The sequence below is a fragment of the Georgenia satyanarayanai genome, assembly GCF_023715365.1.
GTDB classification, from domain to species: Bacteria; Actinomycetota; Actinomycetes; order Actinomycetales; family Actinomycetaceae; genus Oceanitalea; species Oceanitalea satyanarayanai_B.
In genome coordinates this window covers 233367-247399 of sequence record NZ_JAMBNZ010000001.1, presented here as the reverse complement: position 1 = coordinate 247399, position 14033 = coordinate 233367, and the positions used below count along the sequence as shown (strand labels likewise).

Here is a 14033-nt window from a genome sequence, read left to right as displayed (position 1 = left end):
CCGCCCCGTCGGCCGGGGGCGCGACCACCACCCGCTCGCGACCACCACCCGGGGGAAGTGTCAGCGGTGGCGGCGGCGGAGGATGACGACGGCGACCACCGCGGCCGCGAGCACGGCGAGCACAGCGATACCCACCGGGGAGCCCGCTGCCGCGGCCAGCGCCGCGTTCCACACCGCGAAGCCGACGGTGGAGTAGATCGTGGCCCACGCGAGGGCGCCGGGAAGCTGCGCGAGGGTGAAGCGCGGCCACGGCACGTGGAGGATCCCGGCGCCGGCCATCACCATGCTCTGCAGCCCGACGGTGAGGTAGGCGACGGGGACCGCGACCAGCCCCCAGCGGCGGACCAGTTCGACGCCCCGCTGGGCGCCCTGCCCGCTCAGTGTCCGGTGGGCGCGCAGCCGCCAGCCGCCGGTGGGGTGCGTGTGGCGCAGCGCCTGGACGGTCACCAGGCGCCCGAGCCAGTAGACGCCCTGGCCGCGCAGCATCGCGCCGGAAAACAGGAAGGCGAAGACCAACCAGAAGGGCCAGCCGGTGAGGAACTCAGGCACCGGCGGACCGGCGGGAGCACTGCGCGCACAGCCCGAAAAGGTCGAGGGTGTGCTCGATCGCCGTGAAGCCGTGCCGGGCGGCCATCTCCACCGCCCAGGCCTCCACGCCGTCACCGCTGATCTCCACCGTGGTGCCGCACTCGCGGCACACGAGGTGGTGGTGGTGCTTGACGCTCTCGCAGCGGCGGTACAGGGCCTCGCCGTCGTCGGCGCGCAGGACGTCCACCTCGCCGGCCTCGGCCAGCGCCTGGAGGGTGCGGTAGACGGTGGCCAGACCCACGGAGTCGCCGGCCTCGCGCAGCGACTCGTGCAGCTGCTGGGCCGAGCGGAAGTCGTCGGTGCGCTCGAGCAGGTCGCTGACCGCGGCGCGCTGCCGCGTCATCCGGGGTCTCATGAGGCCTCGCGAAGCTCGACGTCGTCCTGGACGTCCGGGTGCGGGTCGGCCGCGGGGCTGCGGCGCCCGAGCAGCGGACGTGCCAGCGATACTACGCCGAAGACCCCGATCGCCAGCACGACGATGGTCGCCCCGGGGGAGAGCGGGTAGACGTAGGTGACGGACAGGCCCGTGACGCTGACCGCCAGCCCGATGACCATCGCAGCCGCCATCGTCCCGCGGAAGGACCGGGTGACGAGCTGGGCCGTGGCCACGGGGACGATCATGAGCGCGGAGACGAGCAGGACCCCGACGACGCGCATCGCCACCGACACCGTGAGCGCCGCGAGCACCGCGACGACGATGTTGAGCAGCCGCACCGGCAGGCCGCTGGCGCGCGCGAACTCCTCGTCGTGGGAGAGTGCGAAGAGTGCCGGCCGCAGCCCGATCCCGACGGCGAGGATCGAGACCGCCAACCCGATGGTCAGCCACAGGTCGGTGAGCGTCACGGTGGCGATGGAGCCGAAGAGGTAGCCGTTGAGGTTGGCGGTGGTGCCACCGGCGACACCGATGAGCAGGACGCCGCCGGCGATTCCGCCGTAGAAGAGGAGCGCGAGGGCGAGGTCACCGCTCGTGCGTCCGCGCTCGCGGACGAGCTCGATGACGACGGCGCCGACGATCGAGGCGACGACGGCGCCCGGGACGGCGAACGCGTCATGCGGGGTCGCTCCGAGTGCGCCACCGACGAGCCAGCCCACCGCCACGCCGGTCAGGGCCATGTGCCCGATCCCGTCCCCCAGCAGGGACAGGCGCCGCTGGACGAGGTAGGTGCCCATGACCGGGGCGACGAGCCCGACGAGGACGGCGGCGATGAGCGCGCGCTGCATGAGCGGGCTGGCGAGCATGTCGAGGAGGACGGTCATGACAGCTCCAGCCGCAGCTCGGGGTTGTGCGGGTCGATCTGCTCGTCGTCGTGGGAGTGGTGGTGCTCGTGGTCGGGGCCGCAGTGGCCCGCGGCGGCGGGCGGCGGTGGGCCGTCGTGGACGACGCGCCCGTGGCGCAGGACGACGGCGCGCTCGAGCAGCCCGGCGAGAGAGCCGAGCTCGTGGAGGACGGCGAGGACGCTCGTCCCGCGCTCGCGCAGGCCGGTGAGGGTGGCGGCGAGGGACTCCTGGGAGTCGCGGTCGATACCGGTGAGCGGCTCGTCGAGGACGAGGAGCTCGGGGCGGCGCACGAGGGCGCGGGCGATGAGGACGCGCTGCTGCTGGCCACCGGAGAAGACGCTGACCGTCTCGTGCGCGCGCTCGGCCAGGCCCACCTCGTCCAGGGCGGACATCGCGAGGCCGCGCCAGCCGCGTGGCGGGCGCAGCCTGCGGTTGTCGAGCAGGCCGGAGGCCACGACCTCCAGCGCCGTCGCCGGGGTGCCGGACGCCGCGCCCACCCGCTGGGGGACGTAGCCCACGCGGCGCCACGGCACGCGGCGACGGTCGGCGACGTCGGTGCCGAAGAGCGTCACGCTGCCGCGGCTCACGGGCACGACCGACAGGAGCGCCTTGACGAGGGTGGACTTGCCCGAGCCGTTGGCGCCGAGGAGGGCGACCATCTCCCCGTTCCGGACGTCGAGGTCCACGCCCTGGAGGATGCGGGCACCGCCCAGGGTGACGTGGAGGTTGCGGGCGCGCACGGGCAGGGCCATGGGTTCGTATGCTGCCACGTCGCCGGTCACGCGGCGGTGCACCCGAGGGCCTGCTGCAGCGCGGCGAGGTTCGCGCGCATGACGTCGAGGTAGTCGGCGCTTCTGTCCCGTTGGTTCTCCAGCGGGTCGAGGACGGCGGTGCGCAGCCCCAGGTCCTGCGCCAGCGCCTCGGACACCGCGGGGCTGAGGAGGGACTCGACGAAGACCGTGTCGACGTCGTGCTCGCTGACGACCTCGGCGATCTCCGCGAGACGGGCGGGGGAGGGCTCGGCGTCCGGGTCGATGCCGGACAGGCCCTCCTGGTGGAGCCCGTGGGCGTCGGTGAGGTAGCCGTAGGCCTCGTGGGCGACGACGATCGTGTCGCGCTCGCAGGTGGCCAGGCCGGCGGTGATCTCGGCGTCGAGCTCGGTGAGCTCGGCGGTCACGCGCTCGGCGTTCGCCCGGTAGGCCGAGGCGCCGTCGGGGTCGATGTCCGCCAGCTCCTCGGCCAGCGCGGTGCCGACCTCGGCGAGCCGGACGGGGTCGAGCCACAGATGCGGGTCGAGGCCCTCGCCCGCGTGGTCGTGGGTCTCCTCGGCGTGCTCGTCGTGGCCGTGGCCGTGGTCGTGGCCGTCCGCGGGAAGGAGCTCGGTGTGCTCGGCGGCGTCGAGGGCGCGCACGCCGGTGGCGGCGACGGCGTCGTCGACGGCGGCCTGAAAGCCTGAGACGTGGACGACGAGCCCGGCCGCCCCCATGTCGGCGACGGTGCGCGGGGACAGCTCCAGGGTGTGCGGATCGACGTTCGCCGGGGTGAGCGAGCCGACCGAGACGCGGACCCCGCCGATCTCCTTGGCGAGGTACTCCAGCGGGTAGACGCCGGTGAGGACCGTGACATTGCCGCCGGCCGATGCTGCTGCGGTGGTAGTACCGCCGCCGCTGCCCTGGTCCTGGAAGGCCGCGCACCCCGAGAGCGCGAGAACGGCGAGGAGGGCGGACAGGGTGCGAGCTCGGGTCATGAGACTCATTCTCAAGTCAGGTGAGAACCGTTGTCAACTGGGCGTCGCTCGGCGCCGGTCCCTCGTGGTGGGCACGGCCCGTGCGCCCACGGGGGTAGGTTTGGTCGGTGCCCGACGGGCACCACGTCCGCACCGCGGTGCGGCTGTCCGACGCTCGCGCCAGCCAGGTGCGGGTCTGCCCAGTTCGTACCAGCCAGGTGCGGACCAACGACATTTGGAGTGATTGACGTGGCCGCTGCGCCTTCCCGACTGGATTCCGTCATCAACCTCGCGAAGCGGCGAGGCTTCGTCTTCCCCTCCGGGGAGATCTACGGCGGTACTCGGTCCGCGTGGGACTACGGGCCCCTCGGCGTGGAGCTCAAGGAGAACATCAAGCGCCAGTGGTGGCGCACCGTGGTGCAGTCGCGCGAGGACGTCGTGGGGCTGGACTCCTCGATCATCCTGCCCCGCCAGGTGTGGGTCGCCTCCGGCCATGTCGGGGTGTTCACCGACCCGCTCACCGAGTGCCTCTCCTGCCACAAGCGCTTCCGCGCCGACCAGATGGAGGAGGAGTTCGAGGAGAAGAAGGGCCGCGCTCCCGAGGGTGGCCTCGCCGAGATCTCCTGCCCGAGCTGCGGCACCCGTGGTCAGTGGACCGAGCCGCGCGACTTCAACATGATGCTCAAGACCTACCTCGGCCCCGTCGAGGACGAGTCCGGGCTGCACTACCTGCGCCCCGAGACCGCCCAGGGCATCTTCGTGAACTTCGGCCAGGTCATGACGACCTCCCGCAAGAAGCCCCCGTTCGGCATCGCGCAGATCGGCAAGTCCTTCCGCAACGAGATCACCCCGGGCAACTTCATCTTCCGCACCCGCGAGTTCGAGCAGATGGAGCTGGAGTTCTTCGTCGAGCCGGGCACGGACGAGGAGTGGCACCAGCGCTGGATCGACGCGCGCACCGAGTGGTACACGAACCTCGGCATCAAGCGCGAGAACCTGCGCCACTACGAGCACCCGCAGGAGAAGCTCTCCCACTACTCCACGCGCACCGTCGACATCGAGTACCGCTTCGGCTTCGCCGGCAGCGAGTGGGGTGAGCTCGAAGGCATCGCCAACCGCACCGACTTCGACCTCAAGACCCACACCGAGCACTCCGGCCAGGACCTGTCCTACTTCGACCAGGCCAAGAACGAGCGCTGGGTGCCCTACGTCATCGAGCCCTCCGCGGGCCTGACCCGCTCGCTCATGGCCTTCCTCGTCGAGGCCTACAGCGAGGACGAGGCCCCCAACGCCAAGGGCGGGGTCGACAAGCGGACCGTGCTCAAGCTCGACCCGCGCCTGGCGCCGGTCAAGGCCGCGGTGCTGCCGCTGTCCCGCAACGAGCAGCTCTCCCCGGTGGCGCGCAACCTCGCCACCGAGCTGCGCCAGTACTGGAACGTCGACTTCGACGACGCCGGCGCCGTGGGCCGTCGCTACCGCCGCCAGGACGAGATCGGCACGCCGCTGTGCGTGACGGTGGACTTCGACACCCTCGAGGACCAGGCCGTGACGATCCGCGACCGCGACACGATGGGTCAGGAGCGCGTGGCCCTCAGCCAGGTCCGCAGCTACCTCGCCGAGCGCCTCGTCGGCGCCTGACGTCCCAGCGTTTCCCGCGGGGGATCTCGCGAGACGTGAGATTGATCCACCTGGCGGATCAATCTCACGTCTCGCGACACGATCTCCCTCTGGCCCCCTCCGCGGGCTGGCGCGCCCATGACGGTGCCGCGGCCCGGTTAGGTTCGCCCCGATGACCCACGCCCACGTGCTCGACGGGACGCCGGCGCAGCTGCCGCCCGACCAGGCTCGCCGCGCCCGGCTCGTGCTCGCCGCGATCGTCGTCCCGCTGCTCCTCGCGACCCTCGCCGGGCTCCTGTGGCTGTGGCCCACGGGGCAGACGCCGGTCGGCTCGCAGCCGCTCGTCGCCGAGGGGATGTCGATCGAGACGGCGCGGGTCGTCGAGGTGACCGGCACGCCGGGTGCGGAGGTCCGCGCCGAGCTGCTCAGCGGGCAGGGCGAGGGCCAGGTCATCCCCGTCCAGGTGCCGCCGGAGATCCTCGAGAACGGCACCGACGAGGGCGACCGCATCCGGCTGCTCTTCACGCCCGCGGCCCTCGGCTCGGGGGTGCCCTACGTGTTCTGGGACTTCGAGCGGTCGGTGCCGATCGGGTGGTTGGCCGCCCTGTACGCCGTCGTCGTCCTGCTCGTGGCACGGTGGCGCGGCCTGGCAGCGATGGCGGGGCTGGGCGCCTCGCTCGCCGTCGTCGTCCTGTTCGTCCTGCCCGCGCTCATGACGGGTGCGCCGCCGCTCGCCGTCGCGCTCGTCGGTGGCAGCGCGATGATGTTCTTCTCCGTCTACCTCGCCCACGGCGTCTCGATCCGTACGACGACGGCGCTGCTCGGCACCTTCATCGGCCTCGCCGTGACGACGGGGATGGCCCTGTGGGGCACCCGCGCGGCGAACCTCACCGGCACGACGTCGGAGACCTCCCTCATGCTCTTCGGCACCTACCCGGGGCTGCGGCTGCAGGACCTCCTCCTGTGCGGGATCGTCATCGCCGGCCTCGGGGCGCTCAACGACGTGACGATCACCCAGGCCTCGGCGGTGTGGGAGCTGCACGGCGCGGACGGCACGATGGGCCGGCGCCGGTTGTGGACGGGCGGCATGCGCATCGGTCGCGACCACATCGCCTCGACCGTCTACACCCTCGCCTTCGCCTACGTCGGCACCGCCCTGCCGGTCCTGCTCATGGCCGCCTCCTACGACCGCGCCTTCCTCGACACGCTCATGGCGGGGGAGCTCGCCGAGGAGGTCGTGCGCACGCTCGTCTCCTCCGTCGGTCTCGTCCTCGCCATCCCCGCGACGACGGCGATCGCCGCCGCCCTCGTCCGCGTGAGCGCCGCCCGCTCCGATCCCGCCGCCCGGGCGTGAGGTCACCCACGGTGACGGCCTCCCCTCGGCCTGGGAGAATGCCCGGGTGACCTCCCTCCAGATCGGCCCGGTGTCGGTGGGCAGCCCGGTAGTGCTGGCCCCGATGGCCGGCGTCACCAACCCGCCCTTCCGTCGGCTGTGCCGCGAGGCCGGCCTCGCCGCCCTCGACGAGGACGCGCGCGCCGCCGCCCGTCCCGGCGAGCACGCGCCGGCGGGCCTGTACGTCACCGAGATGGTCACCTCGCGGGCGCTGGTCGAGCGCACGCCGGAGACGATGCGGATGGTGAGCGCCGACCCGCGCGAGCCGGTCCGCTCCGTCCAGCTCTACGGCGTCGACCCGGCGACGGTCTCCGCGGCCGTGCGCCTCCTCGTCGAGGAGGACCGCGCCGACCACGTCGACCTCAACTTCGGCTGCCCCGTTCCCAAGGTCACCCGCAAGGGCGGCGGTGCGGCACTGCCGTGGAAGCGCGACCTCTTCCAGGCCATCGTCACCGGCGCCGTCGCCGCCGCGCGCGAGGGCTCGCGCCACCGCGACCGCGAGGTCCCGGTGACGGTCAAGATGCGCATAGGCATCGACGACGAGCACCTCACCTACCTCGACGCCGGCCGCATTGCCGAGCAGGCCGGGGTCTCCGCCGTCGCCCTCCACGCCCGCACCGCGGCCCAGCACTACTCCGGCGAGGCCCGCTGGGAGAGCATCGCGCGCCTCAAGGAAACCGTCCGCAGCGTGCCGGTGCTCGGCAACGGGGACATCTGGTCCGCCGAGGACGCCGTGGAGATGGTGCGCCAGACCGGCTGCGACGGCGTCGTCGTCGGGCGCGGCTGCCAGGGGCGGCCGTGGCTGTTCACCGACCTCGTCGCCTGCTTCGCCGGGTCCCCGCTGCGGGTGCAGCCGGGGCTCACCGAGGTCGCCGGCGTCATCCGCACGCACGCCGAGCTCATGGTCGAGCACTTCGGATCCGAGACCAAGGCGCTGCGCGAGCTGCGCAAGCACATGGCCTGGTACCTCAAGGGCTACGTCGTCGGTGGGGACGCCCGGCGCGAGCTCGGGCTGGTGAGCACCCTCGCCGAGCTCGACGATCGACTCGCCGCGCTCGACCTCACCCAGCCCTACCCGGGCGAGGGCGCCGAGGGCCCCCGCGGCCGCGCCGGGTCCCCGAAGGTCCCGCACCTGCCCGAGGCCTGGCTCGAGAGCCAGGACATCGACGAGCGGCTGCGCCGGCTCCTCACCGAGGCCGAGCTCTCCATCTCCGGCGGCTGACGCCCCCGCCTGCCCCACCCGCCCCACCCGCCGACAGCCGGATTCCTCCCGGAGGATCCGGCTGTCGGCGGGTGGGGCGGGTGGCGCTGCTCAGCCTCGCGTGCGGTAGATGTGCATGGTGATCGGCGCGAAGACCGCGGTGAGCGCGGCCGAGGCGACGAGCACCCAGCCGACGTCGGAGAAGGTCGCCACGCCGCCCATGAGTCCGCGCACCGCCGTGACGAGGTGGCTCACCGGGTTGAGCTCGACGACGGTCTGCAGCCCCGAGGGCATGGTCCGCGGGTCGACGAAGATGTTCGACGCGAAGGTCAGCGGCATGAGGACGAGCATCGACACGCCCATGACGGCGTTGGGACTGCGCATGACCAGGCCGAGGATCGTGAAGATCCAGCTGAGCGAGAAGGCGAAGACGAGCAGGAGCAGCAGCGCCAGGACCACCCCCGCGACCGCGCCCTCCGGGCGGAAGCCGAGCAGCAGCCCGAGCACGAGCGTGACGCACGAGGCGATGGTGTACCGGACCGTGTCCCCCAGCAGCGCCCCGACGATCGGCGCGGGCCGCCAGATGGGCAGCGAGCGGAAGCGGTCGAAGACGCCCTTGGTGATGTCGGTGTTGAGCGTGAAGCCGGTGTACACGCTGACGACGAGCACCGTCTGCACCATGATCCCCGGCAGCAGGAACTGCAGGTAGGTCCGGGTGTCCCCGGCGATCGCCCCACCGAAGAGGTAGGTGAACATCAGGGTGAAGATGATCGGGGTGAGCGTGACGTCGAAGAGCTGCTCGGGGACGTGCTTGATCTTGAGCAGCGCCCGGTGGGCGAAGGTGAGCGTCGAGCTCACCGCCGAGGCGCGCCCGGGCCGGTCGAGGACCTCCACGGCCTCGCGCAGGGCGGTGTTGGAACCGATGTCGAGGGATCTCATGAGGTGGCCTCCGCTGTCGTCTGCTCGGCCGGCTCCTCGGCCGGGCTGCCGGTGAGGGCGAGGAAGACCTCGTCCAGGCTGGGCTGGCCGAGGGAGAACTCGGGCACCGCGACCCCCGCCGCGTGGAGGGCGGCGAGCACGCGGGCGGGGGAGTCGGGGGCGTGGTCGGGCACCCGGGCGCTGAGGCCCAGGCCGTCGGGCAGCTCGGTGACGGGGGTGCCGAGGACGTCGTCGAGGACGGCGACGGCGCGGGGCCGCTCGGCGCGCTCGGCCACCCGCAGCGTCACCGTGCCCGTGCCGACGGATGCCTTGAGCTGCGGTGCGGTGCCCTCGGCGATGAGCCGGCCGTGGTCGATGACGGCGATCCGGTCGGCGAGCTGGTCCGCCTCGTCGAGGTACTGGGTGGTGAGCAGGACCGTGGTGCCCTGGGCGACGAGGAGCCGGATGATGTCCCACACCTGGTTGCGGCTCCGCGGGTCCAGGCCCGTGGTCGGCTCGTCGAGGTACAGCACCCGCGGGCTCATGACGAGGCTCGCGGCGAGGTCGATGCGGCGGTGCATGCCACCGGAGTAGTTCTTGACCTGCTTCCCCGCGGCGTCAGCGAGGTCGAAGGCGGCGAGCAGGTCCGCGGCCCGCTGCTTGGCCCGGGCGGCGGAGAAGCCGTACAGGCGGGCGAGCAGGATGAGGTTCTCGGTGCCGGTGAGGTCCTCGTCCACCGAGGCGTACTGGCCGGTGAGGCCGACGTCGGTCCGCACGGCGTCCGCCTGCGTGCGGATGTCGTGCCCCAGCACGCGCGCCGTGCCCGCGTCCGGCACGAGAAGGGTGGCGAGCATCCGCACGATCGTCGTCTTGCCGGCGCCGTTGGGACCGAGCAGGCCTAAGACGGTGCCGCGCTCGACGGTGAGGTCGACGCCGTCGACGGCGGTCGTCTCCCCGAAGCGTTTGACGAGGCCCTCGGCCTCGATAGCTGGTCCGTTTCCCATGGTGGCTCCTTCGCGTGGTTGGTCGGTTGGACCGGTGCCGGACCCGGAAGTCATCGCTGGGGGCGACATTACGCCCGGGCACCGACACGCGAACCGGACTTTTCGGGCATGGGAACGGCGAGAGCCGGCCCCCGCACGGGGGACCGGCTCTCGGCGGGACGCGCGGGCTCAGGCCTGGGCGCGCAGCCAGACGGTCGTGTCCGTCGGCAGCGCGCCGTCGGCGAGCGGGCCGCTGGCGACGAGGACCTCGTGGCCCTCGGGCAGCGCGAGCGGCGCGGTCCCGAGGTTGGCCATGACGACGACGGCGGGGCGGTCCTCGCCGGTGTTGCGGACGGCGACGACGTCCTCACCCGCCGTCACGAGCTCCAGCGCACCGGCGCCGAGACGGTGCTCGGCGCGCAGGGCCAACGCTTGCCGGTAGAGGTGCAGCGTGGAGTCCTCCTGCTGCTCCTGGACGTCAGGGGCGAGCGGGGCCCAGGACTCGGGCTGGGGCAGCCAGGTGCGCCCGGTGGGGGAGAAGCCCAGGCCCGGGGCGTCCGAGCGCCACGGCAGCGGCACGCGGCAGCCGTCGCGGCCCTTCTCGGCGTGGCCGGTGCGCCACCACGCCGGGTCCTGGCGCAGCGAGTCGTCCAGGGTGGTGTGCTCGGGCAGCCCGAGCTCCTCCCCCTGGTAGACGTAGGCGCTGCCGGCGAGGCCGAGCATGAGGAGAGACGCGGCGCGGGCGCGGCGCAGGCCGAGCTCGGCGTCGGGCTGGGTGTCCTCGGCGCCGATCCCGTTGGGGCCCTTGCCGGTCTCGGCCAGGCCCAGGCGCGAGGCGTGCCGCACGACGTCGTGGTTGGACAGCACCCACGACGTGGGCGCGCCGACGGCGTCGTTGGCGGCGTAGGAGCCGGCGATCGAGGCGCGCAGCGCCGCGGCGTCCCAGCGGGTGACGAGGAAGTTGAAGTTGAAGGCCTGGTGCATCTCGTCGGGGCGGACGTAGAGCGCGAGCCGCTCGAGCGGCTCCACCCAGGCCTCGGCGACGAGGATGCGGTCGCCGTCGTACTCGTCGAGCACAGCGCGCCACTCGCGGTAGATCTCGTGGACGCCGTCCTGGTCGAACATCGGGCTGCGGCCGGTCTCGACGTCGTCGCTCGCGTCGGGGACGAGGACCTCGTCCTCAGCCGCGGCCAGCCCCTCCTCGACGTCGGTCCCCTCGACCATCCGGACGTGGCCGGCCCAGTCCGGCAGCCCGGCTGCCTTGACCAGGCCGTGCGCGACGTCGACCCGGAAGCCGTCGACGCCCCGGTCGAGCCAGAAGCGCAGGATGCTGCAGAACTCCTCGTGGACCTCGGGGTGGTCCCAGTTGAGGTCCGGCTGGCTGCTGTCGAACAGGTGGAGGTACCACTGCCCGTCACGCTCCCAGCTGCTGCCGGGGGCGTCTGGCCGCTCGCTCACGCGCGTCCACGCCGAGCCGCCGAAGACCGACTGCCAGTTGTTCGGCGGCTCCTCCCCGTACTCGCCGGCGCCCTCGCGGAACATGTAGCGGGCCCGGGCCGCCGAGCCGGGGCCGTCGGCCAGCGCCTGGCGGAACCAGGCGTGCTGGTCGGAGGTGTGGTTGGGCACGAGGTCGACGATGACGCGCAGGCCCAGCTCGTGCGCGCGGGCGATGAGCGCGTCGGCGTCGGCGAGCGTCCCGAAGAGCGGGTCGACGTCGCGGTAGTCGGCGACGTCGTAGCCCGCGTCCTTCTGCGGGGAGCGGTAGAAGGGGGAGAGCCACACCGCGTCGACACCCAGCCGGGCGAGGTGCTCCAGCCGCTCGGTGACGCCGGGCAGGTCACCGATCCCGTCGCCGTCGGCGTCCCCGAAGGAGCGCGGGTACACCTGGTAGATGACCGCGGTGCGCCACCACTCGGCGTCGGCGGTGGGCTGGTGCACGACCTGTCCGGTCAGGGGCTGAGGCAGGTGAGGGCTGGCGGTCACGGGCGCGTCCATCTCTCGGCGGGGTGGAGGGGGTTCGAAGTACGTTACCCGCGCTCCCGAGCCGAGCCCAACGGTCCGCGAGGCCGAGACGTGGCCGACGCGGAGGTGCAACGGTCCCGAAACACGTCGTTGGGACTGTGTGCCCACCGGGCGCCCGCCCGGCCGCACACGCGAGGAGCCTCATGAACACGACTCACCACGGGCGCGTGCCGTCACCGCCCTCACCTCCGCCCGCTCGCGGTGGGTGTCCTGCTCGCGCCCGCGGCGGGCGCGGCCCCGGCCGAGGACCTGCCGCGAGTGACGGTCGTCGCCACCGGCGGCACGATCGCCGGCGAGGGTCGACGTCCTCCAGTTCGGCAACGCCGGGTCCGGCGGGTACACGATCGAGCAGTACCGCGAGCTCACCGCGACGGTGGGGCTCGCGTTGGAGGAGTTCGACGCCGTCGTCGTCACCACCGGCACCGACACGGTGGAGGAGTTCGCCTACTGGCTCGACCTCACGATGCAGAACCGCAAGCCGGTGGTCCTCACCGGCGCCCTGCGCCCGTGGGCGGCGGGGGAGACGGCGGGGGAGGCCGGCGTCATCGGTGCCGACGGCCCGGCCAACCTGCTCCAGGCCGTGCGGCTGGGCGCGAGCCAGAAGACCTTCTGCTTCGGCACGGTGCTCATGCTGGGCGACGAGATCCACGCAGCGCGGGACGTCACCAAGGGCAACACCACCCGCAACGACACTTTCGTCACCCCCGGGCTCGGTGCGCTCGGCGGGATCGACGGCGCGAGCGTCCACGTCCAGCGGGCCCCGGCGCGCGTCCGCGGCTGTGCCAGGCGAGGAGCCGGCCGGCTCGGAGGACGAGACGGAGGCCGGGGCAGTCAGCAGCGGCAGTGGCGGCGCGGTCTCCCGGCCCTCGGCGCCTCCGTCCAGGCGGCCCTCACCGCGGCAGCGCTCGCGGTGCTCGTGGGCGGCACGCTCTACGCGCTGCACCGCCGCCCGACCTGGGCGGTCGCCGAGGACTGAGGCCAACGCCGCAACCCGGACCTCCTGAGCGACCGGATCGCGCCACAAGCGCGGTCGGCACGGATGCGACACGCCGGCGACACGCCGAGCGCGCTCTCTCAGCCCCGCCCTGTGGACCGCACTGGTGGCGCGATCCGTCGCCCGCTGGCCTCGTGGGTACCGTGCGCCCTGGGCGGCGCTCTCAGCCCGCGTCGCGGGGCGCGGCGGCCGTGGAGCCTCGGACGATGAGCTCGGCGACGAAGAGCAGCTCGCTGCGCGGGGCGCGCGAGCCGCTGATCTCGGCGACGAGGGACGTGACGGCCGCGTGGCTCATCGCGTCCACCGGCTGGCGCAGCGTCGTCAGCGGTGGGTCGGTGAAGGCCATGAGCGGGGAGTCGTCGAAGCCGACGACGGACACGTCCTCGGGCACGGACAGCCCGCGGCTGCGAGCCGCACGGACGGCGCCGAGCGCCATGAGGTCCGAGCCGCAGATGATGGCGGTGCAGCCCTCGTCGAGGAGGATGCCGGCGGCGGCCTGGCCTCCCTCGAAGGTGAAGAGGGTGGGCACGACGTGCGCGGCGCCGTCGGGAAGGAGCGCACCGACCGCGCGCTCAAAGCCCGCGCGCTTGCGCTGGGCGGGGACGAAGCGGTCGGGGCCGATCGCCAGGCCCATGCAGGTGTGTCCCTGGGAGACGAGGTGGCGCACTGCCAGCTCCATGCTCCCGGAGTCGTCGGTGGAGAACGCGGCGGCGTCGAGCTCGCCGGTGTAGCCGTTGACGAGGACGAAGGGCACGCCCTTGGACTGCAGCCGTTCGTAGCGGTCGGCGTCCGCCTGCGTGTCGGCGTGGAGGCCCGAGACGAAGACGATGCCGTCGACACCGTGGTCGAGGAGCATCTCCACGTACTGGTCCTCGGTCGTCCCGCCGGGGGACTGGGTGCACAGCAGCGGGGTGTAGCCGAGCGTCGAGAGCACCGACTCGATGGACTGCGCGAAGGCGGGGAAGACCGGGTTGGTCAGCTCGGGCACGACGAGGCCGATGAGCCCGGCCGAACGCGCGCGCAGCCGCTCGGGCCGCTCGTAGCCGAGCATGTCGAGGGCGGCGAGGACGGCCTTGCGGGTGTCGGCGGCGACCTCCGGCTTGCCGTTGAGGACCCGGGACACGGTGGCGGTGCTGACCCCGGCCTGGTCGGCGACGTCTGTCAGTCTGGTGCGTCCCTGCATCGCTGACTCCTCCCTGCTGTCCGACGGATGTGCGGGTGCAATCGTTGCATGAAAGTTACTGCAACGTGTTGCACTCCGTTGCCGGTGCGGCTTACGCTGCGCCGAAACGGCACAGCGACGCGGCTACGAC

Annotated in this window: 14 protein-coding genes; 4 read left to right on the top strand and 10 right to left on the bottom strand. The window is 72.9% G+C overall.

Annotated features, from left to right (window positions below; genetic code table 11):
* Positions 1-60: 60 nt before the first annotated feature.
* Genes M3148_RS01145 through M3148_RS01125 form a run of 5 tightly spaced genes read right to left on the bottom strand, consistent with a single transcriptional unit; the run spans position 61 to position 3613 of the window.
* Positions 61-549 (bottom strand): DedA family protein, encoded by a 489-nt coding sequence (locus tag M3148_RS01145; RefSeq protein WP_251302808.1) that lies wholly within the window; start codon positions 547-549, stop codon positions 61-63.
* Positions 542-931 (bottom strand): Fur family transcriptional regulator, encoded by a 390-nt coding sequence (locus M3148_RS01140; RefSeq protein ID WP_251302807.1) that lies wholly within the window; start codon positions 929-931, stop codon positions 542-544. Before M3148_RS01140 ends, M3148_RS01145 begins: the two co-directional genes overlap by 8 nt.
* An 8-nt stretch (positions 932-939) precedes the next feature.
* Positions 940-1845, bottom strand: coding sequence for a metal ABC transporter permease (locus M3148_RS01135; protein WP_251302806.1), 906 nt, complete (start codon positions 1843-1845; stop codon positions 940-942).
* Positions 1842-2618 (bottom strand): metal ABC transporter ATP-binding protein, encoded by a 777-nt coding sequence (locus M3148_RS01130; protein ID WP_251302805.1) that lies wholly within the window; start codon positions 2616-2618, stop codon positions 1842-1844. The genes M3148_RS01135 and M3148_RS01130 overlap by 4 nt, the downstream gene beginning before the upstream one ends.
* 26 nt (positions 2619-2644) lie before the next feature.
* Positions 2645-3613 carry a metal ABC transporter substrate-binding protein gene (locus M3148_RS01125; RefSeq protein ID WP_251302804.1) on the bottom strand — a complete coding sequence of 323 codons (969 nt, stop codon included), beginning with the start codon at positions 3611-3613 and terminating at the stop codon, positions 2645-2647.
* Between the two features lie 228 nt (positions 3614-3841).
* On the opposite strand from M3148_RS01125, the gene M3148_RS01120 reads away from it, so the two are divergent.
* The 3 genes from M3148_RS01120 (at position 3842) to dusB (ending at position 7824) form a co-directional block, all read left to right on the top strand.
* Positions 3842-5230, top strand: coding sequence for a glycine--tRNA ligase (locus tag M3148_RS01120; RefSeq protein WP_251302803.1), 1389 nt, complete (start codon positions 3842-3844; stop codon positions 5228-5230).
* Positions 5231-5381: 151 nt separating this feature from the next.
* A complete protein-coding gene (locus tag M3148_RS01115) occupies positions 5382-6563 on the top strand; it encodes a YibE/F family protein (protein WP_251302801.1) in 1182 nt (393 codons plus the stop codon).
* Positions 6564-6609: 46 nt separating this feature from the next.
* Positions 6610-7824 carry a tRNA dihydrouridine synthase DusB gene (gene dusB / locus M3148_RS01110; protein WP_308203194.1) on the top strand — a complete coding sequence of 405 codons (1215 nt, stop codon included), beginning with the start codon at positions 6610-6612 and terminating at the stop codon, positions 7822-7824.
* A gap of 90 nt (positions 7825-7914) precedes the next feature.
* On the opposite strand, the gene M3148_RS01105 is transcribed toward dusB, so the two are convergent.
* The 4 genes from M3148_RS01105 to M3148_RS01090 form a co-directional block, all read right to left on the bottom strand.
* Positions 7915-8742 (bottom strand): ABC transporter permease, encoded by an 828-nt coding sequence (locus tag M3148_RS01105; RefSeq protein ID WP_251302800.1) that lies wholly within the window; start codon positions 8740-8742, stop codon positions 7915-7917.
* Positions 8739-9725 carry an ATP-binding cassette domain-containing protein gene (locus tag M3148_RS01100; RefSeq protein ID WP_251302799.1) on the bottom strand — a complete coding sequence of 329 codons (987 nt, stop codon included), beginning with the start codon at positions 9723-9725 and terminating at the stop codon, positions 8739-8741. Before M3148_RS01100 ends, M3148_RS01105 begins: the two co-directional genes overlap by 4 nt.
* A gap of 168 nt (positions 9726-9893) precedes the next feature.
* Entirely contained in the window at positions 9894-11687 is a 1794-nt protein-coding gene (locus M3148_RS01095) for a glycoside hydrolase family 13 protein (protein ID WP_440136881.1), read from the bottom strand.
* Between the two features lie 180 nt (positions 11688-11867).
* Positions 11868-12140, bottom strand: a complete 273-nt coding sequence (locus M3148_RS01090; protein ID WP_251302798.1) for a hypothetical protein — start codon at positions 12138-12140, stop codon at positions 11868-11870.
* Here M3148_RS01090 and M3148_RS01085 point away from each other — a divergent pair.
* A complete protein-coding gene (locus tag M3148_RS01085; RefSeq protein ID WP_251303001.1) occupies positions 12070-12702 on the top strand; it encodes an asparaginase domain-containing protein in 633 nt (210 codons plus the stop codon). The genes M3148_RS01090 and M3148_RS01085 overlap by 71 nt on opposite strands.
* Positions 12703-12883: 181 nt before the next feature.
* On the opposite strand, the gene M3148_RS01080 is transcribed toward M3148_RS01085, so the two are convergent.
* Positions 12884-13903, bottom strand: coding sequence for a LacI family DNA-binding transcriptional regulator (locus tag M3148_RS01080; RefSeq protein ID WP_251302797.1), 1020 nt, complete (start codon positions 13901-13903; stop codon positions 12884-12886).
* Positions 13904-14033 lie beyond the last annotated feature (130 nt).